Origin of the sequence: Actinoplanes sp. L3-i22, from assembly GCF_019704555.1 — a bacterium.
Lineage (GTDB): Bacteria > Actinomycetota > Actinomycetes > Mycobacteriales > Micromonosporaceae > Actinoplanes.
This window is the reverse complement of the sequence record NZ_AP024745.1, coordinates 2,561,033-2,577,730: the sequence shown is the minus strand read 5'-3', so window position 1 is coordinate 2,577,730 and position 16,698 is coordinate 2,561,033. Positions and strand designations below refer to the sequence as shown.

Annotated in this window: 4 protein-coding genes; all 4 read left to right on the top strand. The window is 73.3% G+C overall.

Translation table 11 applies throughout. The features are described from left to right. The first annotated feature begins 5 nt into the window (after positions 1 to 5). Genes L3i22_RS11535 through L3i22_RS11520 form a run of 4 tightly spaced genes read left to right on the top strand, consistent with a single transcriptional unit; the run spans position 6 to position 16,696 of the window. Entirely contained in the window at positions 6 to 422 is a 417-nt protein-coding gene (locus L3i22_RS11535) for a YbaB/EbfC family nucleoid-associated protein (protein WP_221326957.1), read from the top strand. Then, entirely contained in the window at positions 419 to 1,321 is a 903-nt protein-coding gene (locus L3i22_RS11530; protein ID WP_221326956.1) for a hypothetical protein, read from the top strand. Before L3i22_RS11535 ends, L3i22_RS11530 begins: the two co-directional genes overlap by 4 nt. Beyond that, a complete protein-coding gene (locus L3i22_RS11525; RefSeq protein ID WP_221326955.1) occupies positions 1,314 to 15,659 on the top strand; it encodes a hypothetical protein in 14,346 nt (4,781 codons plus the stop codon). Before L3i22_RS11530 ends, L3i22_RS11525 begins: the two co-directional genes overlap by 8 nt. Before the next feature lie 14 nt (positions 15,660 to 15,673). Continuing rightward, positions 15,674 to 16,696, top strand: a complete 1,023-nt coding sequence (locus L3i22_RS11520) for a hypothetical protein (protein WP_221326954.1) — start codon at positions 15,674 to 15,676, stop codon at positions 16,694 to 16,696. Positions 16,697 to 16,698: the final 2 nt, after the last annotated feature.

Genomic DNA, 16,698 nt, shown 5'->3' with positions numbered 1-16,698 from the left:
ATCCCATGGACGACGGCAATCGGATCGAGCGGCTCCTCGATGAGTACGAGCGCCAGCGCAGCGGCCTGGCCGACATGCAGCGGCGGATGAGCGAGCTCTCGGCGACCGCGACCTCCCCGCGGCGCGAGGTCAGCGTCACCGTCGGGCAGAACGGCGTCCTCACCGACATCCAGTTCCCCACCGGCGCACACAAGCGGCTGGCCACCGCCGACCTGACCAAGCTGGTGCTGGCCACCTACGCCGAGGCCAAGGAGCAGGTGCTGAACGAGGCCGCCGAGCTGCTCGCGCCGATGCTCCCGGCCGGGCTCGACGCCCACAAGCTGGTCCGCGGCACCGCCGGGCCGGACGCGTTCATGCCGGCCCAGCCGCGGATCGCGACAAGCGTGCGGGAGATCCTCGGGATGGGACGGCCGCAGTCATGAGCCAGCCCGGCGGAACCCTGTGGGTCGACCCGGACGGGGTGGCCGCGGTCGGCGAGTCGATCGATCGGCACGCCGACCTGTACGAGTCGTACCAGCGCCGGCTCGACTCGATCCGCATGCGGTACCAGTCGGCGTGGGGCGACGACGACGGCGGCCGGGCGTTCGGGGACCGGTTCGTCGACGGCGTGGACACCGTGGACAACGCGATCGGGGCGACCAAGGGCAAGCTGGCGTACGCCGCGACCGGGTTGCGGACGGCGGCCCGCTACTACCGCGAGGCCGACGACAACGCCCAGGACGCCTCCCACCAGCTGGTCAACTTCTTCGAGCAGCCGCCCGGTTCGGCGGCCGCGGCGAGCGGGGCGGTCGGCGGAGCACTCGGCGGAACGCCGCTCGGCGCGGCCGTGGAGTCGCCCATGGTCTCGGGCGAGAGCGCGGCGCGCGCCGACATCGGCGGGGTTCCGAAATCCGTCGTCGGGGCGGCCAGACCCGGCGAGGGCCACACGCTCGCCGACGCCCGCCTCGGCGCCGCCGTCGAAGACCCCATGATCCCGGGCGTAAGCGCGGCACGAGCCGACATCGCCGCCGTCCCGGCCGTCGCGGTCCCTCTGAGCACGGGCGAAAGCGCGGCACGAGCCGACATCCCCGGCGTCCCGGCCTCCGTCGTCGGGGCGGTCGTGCCGCCCGGGCATCGCGTGGAGGCGCTGCCGCTGCAGGACGACGGCAGCGTGCTCGTCGACGTGGCCCGGTACCACTCGGTCGCGCCGCTCTCCGGCTCCTTCGACGAGCACGGCCGGCAGTTGTTCGCGGTCGCCGACAACCCGGCGGTCGACCACACCGCGGCCGGCTACCGCCCGCTCTACCTGGGCTTCCCCGCGGGCGATCAGGGACATGCCTGACTTCCACATCCCCAACGACCCCGAGTGGCAGTGGGCCTACGACCTGATGCTCTACGGGGTCGGCGAGCAGTTCCCGGAGGCGGACCCGTCCGAGCTCCGCAACATGGGCGACGAGCTGTACCAGTTCACCGCCGACCTGATGAACGCCACCGGCGGCACCAGCACGGTCGGCCGCGACCTCGGCAGCAGCCTGCAGGGCCCGGCCGCGGACGCGTTCGTGCAGTACCAGTCGGACCTGACCCGGTACCTGCCGGCCGGCAGCGACATCACCTACAAGCTCGGCGACGCCGCCTACGGTTTCGCGCTCGAATCGGAGTCCACCCAGTACAACGTCGTCATCGCGGCGTTCACCCAGGTCGTCGAGATCGCCATGGCGCTCGCGTCGGGCTTCGGCGCGCCGGCCGTCCCCGGCCTGATCAAGATCGGGCAGGAGATCGTGTCGCTGCTCATCAAGGGCATGCGGCTGCGGCTCCGGAGCCGGTTCCTGCACCTGGTCTGGGAGGGGATCGAGGAGGGCCTGGAGGAGGTCTGGCAGGGCGCCGCGGCCCAGGGCATGCAGATGTTCGAGGGCAACCGCCACAAGATCGACATCAAAGACCTGGCCACGTCATTCGGCGCGGGCGTCTTCATCGGCGCGGGCGCGAGCGGCATCCAGAAGATCGGCAACAAGTTCTTCCCCAAGTTCAGCCAGACCCAGATCGGCAAGCACGGCATCGCCGGCGGCGCGGAGACCGTGCTGGAGGGCATTTTCGGTCTGATGACCGGCATGGGCGGCAGCGGTTTCGGCATCCACACGTTCACCTCCTCGGTGCTCGGCGGCATGGCCCACGACTTCGCCCACGACATCGGCGGCGCCAACCAGCACGGCACACAGCAACAACCAAACCCAGACCTGACCCCAAAACCCGATTTGGGTACGGGATCAGCCCCGTCCCCCACCCCGACCGCCGGCGTCAACGCCCCACCCGTGACCCGTCCAGGCCCCGGAGCCGGCACAGGATCCAGCCCAGGCACAGGAACCAGCCCAGGCACAGGAACCGGCGCAGGTGCGGGAACCGGCGCAGGTGCGGGAACCGGCGCAGGTGCGGGAACCGGCACCGGCACCGGGGCAGGCGTCGGTGCCGGAACTGGCGTCAAGGCGGGCACCGGCACCGGCTCGCCCGCCGGAGTCGGCACGGGCAACTCCGCGATCGGTGGCACCGGGACCGGTTCGACGTCCGGGGCAACCACCAGCGCAGGTTCGAGCGGCAACGCGGCCACGGGCACAGGCACAGGCACGGGCAACCAAACCAGCGCGGGTAGCCAAACCAGCACGGGCAACCAAAACGGCGTCAAGGCCACGACCGGCGGCGCCTCGCCATCGGCAGCAGGCCCCGGCAACAGCACGAGCGCCGCCACCGGCTCGCCTGCCACGCCGTCGTCTCCCCCGCCGGCGCCCACCGCGGAGGTCGCCGGTGGCCTGCCGGGCTTCGACTCCGCCACTCCACCGACCGCCACCCCAACGACCGCCACTCCACCGGCCGCCGCCCCAACGACCGCCGCCCCAACGACCGCCGTTCAGCCCAGCGTCCAGCCGACCATGGGCCAATCCGCGGCCGTCCCGGCGCCGGCCACACCGACGGCCGCCGGCCAGCCCGCCGCAACCCCGGCACCAGCCACTCCGAAGGCTCCAGGTCCAGCCGCCGCCACCCCGGCACCAGCCACTCCGAAGGCTCCAGGTCCAGCCGCCGCCACCCCAGCACCGGCCACTCCGAAGGCTCCAGGTCCGGCCGCGTCCGTCCCGGCCCCGGCCCCGGCCGCAGCACCGCCCGCCGGACTCACCGTCGACCTGCCCAGCACCGCGAGTCCGGCACCGACCCCGGAAGCGACCGCCGCGATCCCCGCCGCCGGCCCGACCGGCCCGGAACGCAAGGCCACCGCCGGTCCCAACGGCCCGGATCGCCAGGCCACCGCCGAGGGCGTGGAGGTCGTTGCCGGGCAGGGCTCCGCCGCCGAGATCCGGGCGCTGCGAGCCGCGACGCCCGCGCGCCGCCGGGCCGGCACCACGGCATTCGACGTGGTGGCGTCCGGCGAGTGGACCGGGATCGTGCCGGAGGTGGTCGCCGAGTCGTACCGGGCCGCGGGCCTGGCGGTGCCGACGGCCGAGGTCACCCGGCCGGAGCTCACCGCGGTCGCCGGGCTGATCGCCTACGACCACCGGGTCCTCACCACCGCCGACGGCACCCGGGTCCAGGACTTCACGGTCAAGGTGCGGCTCGACCCGCAGGACGACGTCGCGCGCGCCGAGGTGGACGCGGTCCGCCGGAAAGCCGGGCGGGCGGTGGAGCGCGCCTTCAACGGCGGTCATCGCATCGGCCCGGACGACGATCTGTTCCACGTCACCGTCGAGTTCACCGACGACGCCGCGCAGGCGCACACCACCATCGCGCTGTACGGCGGGAAGCCGCCGGCCACCACCCAGACCACGTGGTCCACCGGCGACGGTGAGCTGACCCTGGCCCACGAGATCGGCCACTACCTGGGCCTGCCCGACGAGTACGCCGACAACCGGGTCCTCAGCCGGGCCGGCGACGACAACTCGCTGATGGCCGCCACCGAGCCCGGGGACGGCGCGCGGATCCTCCCGCGCCACCTCGGGCAGATCGTCACGATCGCCGAGGCCGTGCTCTCCGCCGACCGCGGCGACCTGCCGCTCGCCGACGGCCCGGCCGTCCTGGACACCGGTGGCCTGCCGACCCGGCCGGCCCCGCCCAGCGCCGACAACGCCTTGTTCCGTCAGCTCGTCCAGGGCAAGCCGCCGATCACCGACTACCGGGCCACCTCCGCCGGCCTGATCCGGGAGCCGGTCCGGCCGGCGTTCGTGGTCAACGTGATCCTGCCGGTCGGCGACGTGGCGCGGATCCCGACGGTGGTGACGGCGATTCTGCAGGGCCGGGCCGATACCGGCCGGGTCGCGTTCGTGTTCGGGGTCAACACGAGCGAGGATCCGGGGCGGTCGCCCGTTCTCAATGACGGGGTGCGCCGGGCGAACGGGATCATCGCCGCGATCGGCCACCCGGTCGCCGTCGTGGGGACGGCTCTCGGGAACACCGGCGGATTCCCGTACGGCACGGCCCGCAACGGGGTGCTGACCAGCTCGGCGACCGTGGCCGCGATCGCCGCCCTGGCCGCGGCCGAGCACTACCCGTACGTGTCCGTCCAGGATTTCGACACCGGTTCCCGCACGGTGCCGGGCGGCGCCCACATCTTCGACCACTTCGAGCGGCTGACCCGATTCGAGCCGGGCCCCGCCGGCAGCCGGCCCGCGCCGCTGCGCCCGCTGATGTTCGCCGGTGGCTACCGCGTCGGCGGCGACCCCCGGCGGCTGATCCAGGACATCCGCGACCGGGCGGCCGGCAAACTCGCTGATCCGGCCACACCGGCCAGGGACCAGCAGGAGATCCGGGACGGGCTCCCGCGGCTCGACCAGTCGACCTTCGTGGACGAGCTGGCCGTCGCGATCCGCGACGACATGGCCACCCGGGACCGGCTGACCGGGATCCACCCGCTCGTTCCGTACTACCCCGAACCGAACCTCTTCGTCGACGGTCTGGTGATCGCCGCGCAGGTCGCGGCCACCGCCCGGAGCCGCCCGCCGGAGGTCAAGTTCGGCCGGAACGGCAGCGAGTTCCTGTTCCTCGCCGACGGCCTGCAACGGGTCTACGCCGAGGAACTGGCCCGGGAACTGGGGACCAGATCCGCCCCGGCCCTGCAGGCGGAGGCTCAGTACAACCGGCACCCCAGCCGTGGCGTCGCGTTCCTCACCGACTTCGCCGGGTCGGCGATCGAGACCGACGTCGCCCGCCTGGGCCTGGCCCACCTGCAGAAGGGCGCTCCGGCGCAGAGCCATGCCGCCCATCCGCCCACGCTGACCGACGACGGCAACAAGCTCAAGCAGCGCGTCTTCCACCCGACCGTCGGCCTGGCCTCGTCCGACCTCCGGGAGGCCGGCGCCCTGCGGCTGGCGTCCAGCACCTCGGGCGACCTCCGGGCCGCGTTCCGGGCCGCCGCCGAGTTCGCCCGGCACGTCGCGCAGGAGCAGGGCAGCCCGCGGATCCGGGGCGGTTCGCTGTACACCGCACTCGCGGCCGCGGGCATCCCCGGGCTGGCCACCGACCCGGAACAGATCCGCGACCAGGTCCTCGCCGTCGGCCGGAACGCGAACCGGGCAGCCCTGCAGCGACTGGCCAACCAGCGGCTGCGCAACCCCTATCACGACGGCGACTTCGTCAAGGCCCTGCTCGCGCCGCCCGCCGTCCACAATCCCTGGAAAGGCAAGAACCAGGAGACCTTCGATCGCGTACGACCGGTGACCGCCGACGAGCGCGGCCAGATCCTCGCCGCCCACAACGCGGTCCTGGCCGCCGCCGCACTGGCCACGGAAGTCCGCATCCACGTGACCGACGTGCAGTCCGGGCAGGTGTACAACTTCCCGCCGCCGAATCCGCGGACCGACACGCGGCTGTGGCGCTCGATCGACCCGGCCGGCCACGTCACGTATGCGACCGGGGCCCCGGGCACCGCCGTCCGCGCCGGCCGGGTCCTGGTGGGTGACGGTCCCGGCGCTGCTGCGGACCGTCACGCCGCCGGCCGTTTCCCATCTGCCGACGGCCGGTACGTGATCTTCGCGCACAGCGTGGACGGCACCGTCCGGCTGAACGGCCACGAGATCACCCCGCAGGGACTCGCCCGGATCATCGCCACCGACCGGTCCTGGAGGGAACGGCCGATCACCCTGATGATCTGCGACGCGGGCGCCGACGAGGCCGGGGGCTTCGCGGCCCGGCTGTCCCGGGCGCTGCCGGGCATCGACGTCATCGCGCCCGCCGGCCGGGCCTGGACCACGGCGTCCGGGCAGGCGTTCGTCGCCGGGATCGAGTACGACGAGACCGGGCGCCCGAAGCCGTTGGCGGCGGCCCCGGGTGACACCTGGAAGCGCTTCAACACCCCACCCCCACCGCAACCGACCACCGTGGTGACCTCCCACTCCGCCAACCTGCCGGGCGCGGCGCCCCGCAACGACGCGGCGAACCCGCCCGCCGATCGGCCGGTGCACTGGGGTACCGGCGACACCGCGGCGTTCTGGCACGAGATCGACGAGGCTCCCGCCGGCCCGCCGGACGACCGGCTCTGGTCGGACCTGGTCCTGATGGAGGAGCACGACCTGGCTCCGGCGCTGCGCGACGCGGGTCTCGCGATCGCCGAGCCGGTTCCGGGACGACACGAGGTCAGCCGCGGGTTCCGCGCGATCCTCGGCGTCCTTCCCGCCTCGCGGGTCAATGCCATCGCGGCCCAGCTGGACCGGCGAGGCGCCGATCCGCACCTGATCGGCATCGCCGAGGAGGCCACCGGGGCCCGCCGGGACCTGCTCGCGCTCCTGGACGAGTACCGCGACACCCCGGCGGCCCGGATCCCGCAGACCGACGCCGAGTACCGCCGGCAGCTGGCCGGGCGGGCCCGCAACCGGCTCCGGCCCGAACTCACCGCGCTGCTGGACCGGACGATCACCCTGGCCGGGGACGGCGGATTCGACGTCACCGACCTGCGGCGGGCCCGGCAGGAGCTCGCCGACAACGAACAGGAGCTGCGGGTCCAGCAGATCCTCAACGAGATCCGGATCGGCGGCAGTGAGCAGATCCGCGAGCAGTATCAGCGCGTCGCCCAGGCGCTGAAGGCCAATCAGGAGCTCACCGAGCACTACGAGCGTCAGCCGGATTCCGTCGAGCGGGACGCCCTGCTCGCCAAACTGCCCGCCGACGCCGCCGACCTGCAGCGGCTGAACGCCTTCTACGAGCCGCGCTTCCGGATCGTCGACAGCGAGTACCTGCGGCCCCGCGTCGAGGCCGCCGAGCGGGCGTTCCGCCGGCTGCAGCCGCGGAACCGCGACGACGTCTCCACCACACCGGGCGAGGAATCCCTGCTGCCCGGCGCGTGGGAGCCGGCGGTCACCCCGGCCGGCGAGACCGAGAACCATCGGGAGGTACGGCGGAGCCACGCCCGCATCGCCGGCGCGTACCGCCGGGAGACCATCTTCCACGCGATCGTCAACAGCGCTCGCGCCCAGCACATCACCCTGCCCGGCTGGGCCCATGCCCCCGGCGCCACCTTCGACGAGGCCGCCACCACCCTGCGCCGGAGCATCGGCCGGCGATTCCGGCCGGGCCAGTTGGCCCACCCCCGGACCGCCGGGCAACTCACCGACGACACGGTCCGGAACGGGCGCCGGCACCCGGGCGACGTCCGGCTCCTGCAGCAGACGACCACCGCCGGAACCGGCAGCGCCGACCTCGTCCAGCAGGCCCTGACCACCACGCCCACGCTGCTCGACTCCGTCCTCGACGACGACATCCTGCACACGGTCGCCGTCGCGCTCGACGTCACCCTCGTCATCGTCGACGACCACGGCGCCGGCACGCTGCAGAGCATCAACCCCGGACAACCGCGGAAGATGTACGTCTTCCGCGCGGACCGGAACCGATTCCTCGGCCTCGCGCCCGTCGGCACGCCGCCGGAGATGGCCTGGGACGGCGCCGAGCCCTGGGAGGGTCAGCGCCTGGAGGCCTTCCGGGCCTACCTCTACACCCTCGACGCGGACCTGCTCGCCGCCCAGGCGCCCCGATCGGCTCTCGACGCCGGCCGCTCCACCGCCGTCACCACCATGCTCGAGATGGCCCGGATCACCGCGACCCCCGACGGCATCGACAGGCACCGGCGCTACCTCCAGCAGCGGATCGCCGATACCCGCGGTCACCTCCGCGAGGCGCGCTCGCCGCTCGCCGAGGGCGTGACCGAGCAGGACGTGTGGGTCCATCGGCGGCTGGAGCGGGATCTCGCCGACCTCACCGGGGAGCTCGACGGTCTGGCCGGCCGGGCCGACCTGCTCACCGTCCACGCGCTGCGGCATCTCGGTGACCCGGCCGACCCCGGGTGGGCGCGATTCAGCCGCCTCCAGCTGTTCCAGATGAAGGAGCACGTCAACCGGCAGATCCGCCACCTCGACCTCCTCCTGGACGATGCCGTGGATCCGGACGGGCGGATCTCGGCCCACGGCCGCCTGAACGTCCTTCAGCACCACCTCGAAGTCCTGCTCCCCCCGCCGCCCGCCGAGATCGAAGCCGCCGAGCCGGACCCCGACCCGGACGACGCGGGTCCCGCCGGCACGGCCGCCGACACCGCCGCCGACACGGCCGCGGGCATCGCCGGGCCCACCGAGGATCCCGGCGATCCCGAGGTTCCGGGCGACTGGATCGACGGCGAGCCCGCCGCGGCGGAAGCGGAGCCGGAAGCCACCGACGACCTGACCGACGAGATCCCCGAGGTGCCCGGGCACTGGCGGGAGACCGACCCGGCCGACGAGACGCCGCACGACCCGGAGCCGGTGGTGCTCCCCGGTGACCTGGTGCCGGAGGTACCGCCCGGCTACGACCGCTACGAGGACATGCCGGGCGTCTGGGACGAGGACGGCGCGGCCGCGGACCCGTTCGTGCTGCCGGACGGGACGGCCGCCCCGGAGGAGCCCGCGCGCGCGATCGAGCCGCTGGACGACGAGCCGTCGCGCGAGCTGGTCCGCGTGCTGGATGCGGCCGGCTTCGCGATCGGCGCGCGGGTCCCGGGACGGCGGGCGGTCATCGACGGCTTCCGCGCCGCCGTGCTCACCCGGACCAGTGCGGAGCTCACCAGGATCGTGGCCGAGCTGGAGCGGCGGGACGCCGACCCGGAGCTGGTCGCGACCGCCCGGGACGGCATCGGAATCCGCCCCGGCCTGCTCGTCCTGCTGGACGAGTACCGCGGCACCCCGGCGGCCCGGATCCCGCAGTCCGACGCCGAGTACCGGAGCCGGCTCCGATGGCGGTCCCGCGACCGGCTGCTGCCCGAGCTCACCGCGCTGCTCGACCAGGTCATCCCGCTGGCCCGCGACGGCGGATTCGACACCACCGACCTGCGGCGGGCGCGGCAGGAGATCAGCGACAACCAGAACGAGATCGTCGTCCAGCGGGTCCTGACGGAATTCAGCCTGGCCGGCGCCGAGGACATCCGCGAGCAGTATCAGGCCGTCACCGAAGCCCTGGGCCCGCTCGCCGGCCTCGTCGAGCACTACCGCGAGCAGCCGGACTCGGTCCTGCGCGACGCCATGCTGGCCAAGTTGCCCGTCGACGCGGCCACGCTGCGGGAGCGCCGGGACTACCTGGAACCGCGTCACCAGATCCTCGAGAGCGAATACCTGAAGCCCCGGGTCGAGGCGGCTCTGAGGATGTTCCGCCGGCGGCGGGCCCGGGGGCGGAACGCCGTACCGATCGACGAGCCCATGCCCGGCTCATCGGAGCCGGTCGCTGCCCGGTCCGACGACACCGGGAGCCGCCGGGAGCTCGGGAGCACCCACGCCCCCGTCGCGGCCAGAGTCGGCTCGCAGACCATCTTCCACGCCGTCCTCACCAGCGCCGACGCCCAGCACGTCACCCTGCCCGGCTGGGCCCGCACCCCCGGCGCCACCCTCGACGAGGACGCCGACACCCTGCGCCGAGGCGTCGGCGAACGATTCCAGCCCGAGCAACTGCCCCACCCCCGTACCGCCGAACAGCTCATCGCCGACACGGTCCGGAACGGACGACGACGCCCCGGCGACGTCCATCTCCTGCGGCAGACCACCGATCCCGGCACGGACACCGACACCAACCACCTCGTCCGCCAAGCGCTCACCACCGCCCCGGCCCTCATCGACTCCGTCCTCGGCGACGACATCCTGCACACGATCGCGGCCACGCTCGACGCCACCATCGTCGTCCTCGACGACCACGGCACCGGGCCGCTGCAGGTCGTCAACCCCGGAAGACCGCAGAGGATCGCCGTCAATCGCGCCGACGGCAACCGTTTCCTCGGCCTGGAACCCGCGGCCCCGGGGACGCCGGACGAAACGGCGCGTCCGGCGGCACGGCCCGTCGCCGAACAGTGGGCGGGCCAGAAGCTGGCGGTCTTCACGGCGAAGCTCTACGACATTCCCGGTAGCCATCTGGACGCCGTCGCCCGGGAGTTCCGCGACGACCCGGCCCGGTCCGCCGCGGTCCACGACATGCGCGCGATCGCGAAGATCGCCGAACATCCCGACGGCATCGCCGGATACCGCAATGACCTCCAGCAGCGCATCACCGAGGCCGAGCGACGACTCCGGGACGCCGCCAACGCGGCCTCCCCGCACTGGACCGGCCCGGACATGCGCCCGCTGCTCGGCAACGTCGGCAACCTGCGGTCCTACCTGACCGATCTCCAGGACGAGCTCGGCACGCTCCACGACCACCGGGCCGATCTGCTGACCGCCTGGGCCCTGAACCACCTGCAGGACCCGGACGACCCGCGCTGGGCCGGGCTCAGCCGCCTGCAGCTGATCGGGATGAGCGTCCACCTCACCGGCCTCATCGACAGCCTCGCCGGCGACCACGACTCCCCCGTTCCGGAGCGGTACTTCACCCTGCGGGACAACCTCGCCGCACACCGCCACCCGGTGCCCCCGCAGGTGACGGGCACCGTCAAGATCGTGCTGGCGGACCCGGCCGACCACGCCACCCTGGACGCCGGCCGGCGGCTGCCCCACCGGCCCGGGCACTACACCGTGGTCGCCCACGGCACCCTCGACGGCCTCCTCATCGGCCCGGCCGAGCTGGCCGGGCGGATCCGGCGCGATCCCCGGTTCCACCGTCAGCCGGTCACCGTCGCCGCCTGCTACGCCGGTGTCCCCGGCGGATACGCCGCCGAGCTCTCCCAGCTCCTCGACGGCGTCCCGGTCCACGCCCCGGACGGGCCGCTCTGGAGCACGGACGGGGAGGCGTTCGTCACCGGCGAGATCACGTACGCCGCCGACGGCCGCCCCCAGCTCCCGCCGGCCGGCACCTGGAAGACCTATCTCACCCGGGACACCGTCCCCGACACGCCGCGCGACACCGGCCCCTACCTCTCCGGCGCCGCGGTCGACCGGCCGGTCAGCCCGGACATGCACGCCGCTTTCCGCTGGGCCGAACCCGGCGTCGCGCTCTGGTACGAGACGCCGTACGTCCGGGAAAAAGTTGCCGCGGCCCTGGCCCGGCACGGCGCCGGTCCGGCTACCGGCGATCAGATCAAGGCCGCCTCCACGAAGGCCGGGTGGCCAGCCTCGAACCGGGTCGACGATCGGTACGCGGCCGACCTGGCGACCACCATCATCACCGGTCTCGCTCCGGGAGAGCACCGCGCGGGCGAGCCCCGGGTACGCATCGAGATGCCGGCCTACGCCCTCGGCGCTTTCGAGCGCGAGCAGGTCACGGCATTCACCCAGCGGATCGTCGAGGACATCCGGCAGGGAACCCACGTCGGGCCGATCCGGGTCCGAAGCGACAAACGGAGCCTCGCCGATGTCGTGAAGAGGGCGATCGACCGCAATCTTCGCAGCGCTGCGAACAATCCGAGCGACCCGGGGCACCACGGCATCGCCATGCTGCGGCCGGAGGTGTACACCGAGCTCTGGTCGTTCGGCGACAGCGAATCCGACGCCAGAATCGTCATGCTCAGTGCCGCGCCACGACACCCCCGCCGCCCCGGTCCGGAAGCCCTGCCGGCGGCGAGAGCCGAGCTGACCGGATTCGTCCGGGCAACGGCGCTGCTCCGGCACCAGATCGACATCTCCGATCGCGAGGCGGCCTTCATCATCGACTCGCTTCACCCGATGGTCCGGTCCTCACCCGACGCCCGGCGCGTCCAGCACCTCGCCGCGATGGGCGTCGACAATCTGGTACGCCGCCGGCCCGGACCCGCCGCTCCGGACCCCGACGCCATTCGCGCGACGCGCGCCGTCCGCTTCGACGACGACGCTCGTAAAATGATCTCGATCCGAGCCTTCGTCCACCAATTGGTCTCGGACGTGCAATACGGGCGCGACCTGAGCAACATTCTCATCGAGGCGCCGAACGACACCATCGCGAAGAGCATCTGGGCAAGCGTGGCCCAGGAGATCGAGACCGAGATCCGATATCGGTCCGTATTTGCCGGCCCCAATCTGACCAGCATCAACACGGTGACATCCGGGACACCCGACACGGTCACCCTGAGTGCCTTTTCGGTCGCGACCGTCCTGGCTTCCCCGACCGACCCGGTTCCGGCCATCTCATCCCTGGATGGCCGTCTGATCCCGATCAGTGCTGTCGACAGCCTGGCCATGTACACGCCCGGCGGACGGGAACATCGCTTCCGCGACTACGTGGCCGACCGGGAAGAGGCGACCTCGGGCCACGGGACCGTGACCGCCTATGAGCACTTCAAGTCGATCAACCCGGACCTGGGGCTGTACTGGAGACGCCGCCGGAGTAACGGCGATGACCTCGTGGAAGAGGTTCCCTGGCGCACCGATGTCCCCGTTCACATCTTCACGACCCATGGCAGCCCGACATCGATCCAGATTGCCCTGACCAATGGGGAAACCGTCTACATCGACGCTGAGAACGCCGCCCGGCTCATCAGCCATGACCCGTCGCTGGGGCTGAACCACGACTACGAGGTGGTGCTGTTGATGTGCGACGTCGGCATCGACGTCGCCCGGGGCGCCAACGTCGCCCAAGCCGTCGCCGACAAGATCGGCCGACGGGTCTGGGCCGCCGATGTCGAGGTCGGATTCGTCTACCGCGAGCGCAATGACCCGGCTCCCGCCCTTGACACCGAAAACCAGGCATGGCCGGCTTCCACCTGTCTTCTGGCGACCTTCCCCGACAAGAACAACACCGGCGGGTGGCGTTCCTTCGCACCCCGGGTGCGCCGGGTTCTGGTGCCGGCTCCCGGGCCGGCGCCACGCGCTCGGCGGCTTCCCCACGAGCCGGCCTGGATCGTCGAGAAGTACCCGGCCCTTCATCAGCACCAGGCACCGCCGGCCCCGACCAGGGCCGCGCACACCATGACGACGAGCGGAGTGAACACCTATCGCCTGATCAAGATGCCGCCGGCGCCACAGAACGAGGTTTTCGTCGCGCACGCCGAGGCGGTGTCCCGGCGAGTGAGCAGGACCGGCCATTACCTGCTCTTCGGACGCGGCACCGGTCAGGGGCTGCAGGTCGGTCCGGACATCGTCACCCCCAAGGCGCTGGCCGCTGAGATCGCCGCGGATCCGCTCTGGAACGGCCGGAGAATCGTGCTCATCGGCTCGAACCTCGGAGCGCGGGACGGATTCGCCGATCAGTTGATCAGGAGACTTCCCGCCAACAGGGGAGTCATCGCGGCCGACGGTGAGGTCTGGACCTCCCCTGATGGGCGGCTGCACCTAGCCGGCAGAGGCTCGAAGTGGTACCAGCTCACGCAGACGCGCCACGGCGTCGACGACGATCCGGTCCAGCCGCGCAACCTGCCCCTCGATGGCATCGGCTTCGACGCGACCGCCCCCGGGCTGCTGAACTGGACTCTTCCGGCACCGCCGGCGGCCGTGCTCACCCACCGACGGCCGGCGCACCACGCCGACGGCCAGGTCGCGCCGATCGTGCCGGTCTTCATGTTGCGGCCCGCCCCGCCGGGCCCGGATGCCGCGCCGCCGGTCGCGGTGCCGCCCGAGGCTCCGGAGACTGCCGGCGAACCGGTGACCGCCGAGGAGATCGGCCGGTTGCGGGACGCCGTGCCGGCCCGCCGCCGGGCCGCGCCGCCACCGCCGCCGGGTCCGAGCAGCGTGCCAACCTGGCGAACCCGGATCCAGAAACCGGAACTGCCGCCCACCGCGGACATCCCGACCCGGCGGGCCGATCTGGCCACCCCGCCGCCGATCACCGGTCCCGCTCCGGAGCCGACCGCCGTCGGCGCGAGGCTCGCCGAGCGCTACCGGACCGTCCACCTGATCGACGCGGGATCGGCCGGCCTCGGACACCAGGCCGCCGCCGTCTCCGCGCTCGACGGCCTGGCCGCCACCGGCTACCCGGGCCGGGTGGTACTCACCTACCCGGCGAACAAGACCCTCTTCTACGCCGGCAACCTGGGCCGCGCCGCCGACCTCGACGACCCGGTCGCCTCGTACGAGATGTTCCACGGCGAGTGGCACGGCCGATACGGCGCCCTGGAAGTGATCATGCGCCCGCTCGGCGGGATCGCTGCGCACCCCTCCGCCGTCTTCGCCGGCACCTCCTCGAGGCCGGACGCCCCCGGCGCCGCCCGCTGGCTCGAGGCGGAGTGGAAGCTGCACCGCTGGCCGGGCGCCCCGAGCAGCCACGTCACCGCCCGGCTCCAGGACGCGTTCCGGGATCGCCTGCGCAGGGACCAGCCCGAGGAACGCCAGATCGAGCTGGCCGACATCCCGCCGATCGACGGGACGGTCCTCACTGTCCTGCCCGCCGTCGACGCCGGCCGGGACCGCCCGGCCGACGCCATGGAGGACTACTTCACCGCCAACTGGCAGCCCCATCTCGATCGGATCAGCCCGCACGGCGACGTCATCGTGCAGGAGCCGTTCCTGTGGCACGGCGTCCCACCGCAGATCCGCTACGCCGGCGGCCGGACGGTGCCGCTCAGCGACGTCGTCCCCGACTTCCCGGTCTACCAGCGCCACACCCCGGCCGCTCCGGCCGCGACCTTACCGGCGGACATCGCCGGCCCGGACGTCGACGTGGTGCTCGTCTACTACGGCGCCGGTCTCGCGGGCGTCCCTCCGTTCCACGAGACCGCCCGGCGGATCCGGGCCGCCGCCCGGCCCGGCCACCGGACCGTGGTGCTGGTGATCGGGGACACCGAGGCGCAGGACGGCCCGGACGGATTCCGTGTCGTCCCGCTGCCGCCCCAGTCACCGGCCGGGATGGCCGCGCTGCGCGACCGCGCCCGCCTGGTCGTCACCGAGGGCGCGGGCACCTGGGCCGAGACCCTGGCCGCGGGCACGCCGACCCTGTCGGTACGCCCGGCCGGCGAGGTCCGCCCGTGGGACTCCGAGCCGGCCATGGTCCGCGACGACCCCCGCCACCAGGCCGCCCGGACCCTGTTGGCGGCCGCCTCCCGGGAGCTGGCCGGCCAGATCCAGGGCGACGCGCTGGTCCGTTTCCACGCCGACCAGGACGGCGCGGTCGCCGCGTACTTCGCCGCCTGGCGCACGGCCGTCACCGACCCGGCCAACGACCAGATGGCCGCGGCCCTGAGCACGGTCGCCGGCCTGCCGTACGCCGGCCGGGGCGATCGACCCGCCCGCCACCGGCCGGGCATCACGGTTCAGGCCGCACCCGGGCCGTTGTGGAACACCACCGCCGGCGAGGCATTCACCGGCCCGCCGATCGGCTACTCCCCCGACGGGCGCCCGTGGCCGACGGGCCGCCCGACCACCTGATCCAAGGAGCAGAGATGACCACCCAGGACGCCGACGACCGCGTGGTCGTGCTGATGCACCGCCTGCTGCTGCGGGTGGCCGGCTGGGCCCCGGACGAGGTGGTCCGCGACGCGCGCGACCGGTTGGCGCGGGGCTTGGTCCCGGAGTCCGCGCGGCTGGTGCTGGAGGCGGTGCTCGGCGCCGGCGTGCCGATCGCCGCCGACGATGCCGAGCTGCTCGCCCGGGTCCTGCCCGGAACCGTGATGCCGGCCGGGGCGGCGCCGGCCATCGGGCACGAGTGTCCGCCGTTCGAGTTCCGGCCGGCCCGGCCCGAGCCGTTCCCCGCCGGGCCGACGCCGTTGCTGCTGGACCTGACCGGTCCGGAGACACCTGGGGACGACGCGGCCGCGGTGGCCGCCCTCGACCAGGTCGCCGGGCCGGTGGCGCTGTGGCGGGCCTGGCGCTCGCCGCGGCCCGGCGACCCGGACGGCCTTCCGGTCCGGGTCTATCTGCTGGAGACCGCGGGTGATGCCGCGACGCTGCCCGACGCCACCGCCCGGCTGCAGGATGCGCTCGGCGACGCGCCGGTGGAGGCGTACGGACCGGGGGTCGAGCTGCCGCCGTACCAGCGGATGGCCCGCGGGCGCGCGGCCCTGCTCTGGGCGTCCGCCGAGGCCGGGCCGGTCACGGTGGCCCGGGTGTTCGACTCCTGGGCCCCGGTGATCGGCGGGCAGTTCCGCGCCGACCATCCGCTGCTGGCCGGGGACGAGGCCGCCGACGTGCTCGGCTATCTGGAACAGGGGCACCTCCTGCTCGCCACCACCCTGCGCGAACAGGACGTCTACGACACCGAGGCGGGCGCCGTGGTGCCGGCCGGTTTCCGGACCGACGGCCGGTTCATCTGGACCGACGCGGTCGCCTACTACCTGCGGACGTACGCGCTGAGCCCGGACCCGGAACTCCTCGCCCACATCCGCGACCGCGGCTGTGCGATGCCACCGGTGGACGCCGTCGCCGAGCACCGGGCCATGGCCGCCCTGACGAATCCGGCGGCCTGACC

Excerpts from the sequence above, each read along its gene's own strand:
- L3i22_RS11535 (WP_221326957.1), top strand. The coding sequence starts at position 6 with ATGGACGACGGCAATCGGATCGAGCGGCTCCTCGATGAGTACGAGCGC.
- L3i22_RS11530 (WP_221326956.1), top strand. The coding sequence starts at position 419 with ATGAGCCAGCCCGGCGGAACCCTGTGGGTCGACCCGGACGGGGTGGCC.
- L3i22_RS11525 (WP_221326955.1), top strand. The coding sequence starts at position 1,314 with ATGCCTGACTTCCACATCCCCAACGACCCCGAGTGGCAGTGGGCCTAC.
- L3i22_RS11520 (WP_221326954.1), top strand. The coding sequence starts at position 15,674 with ATGACCACCCAGGACGCCGACGACCGCGTGGTCGTGCTGATGCACCGC.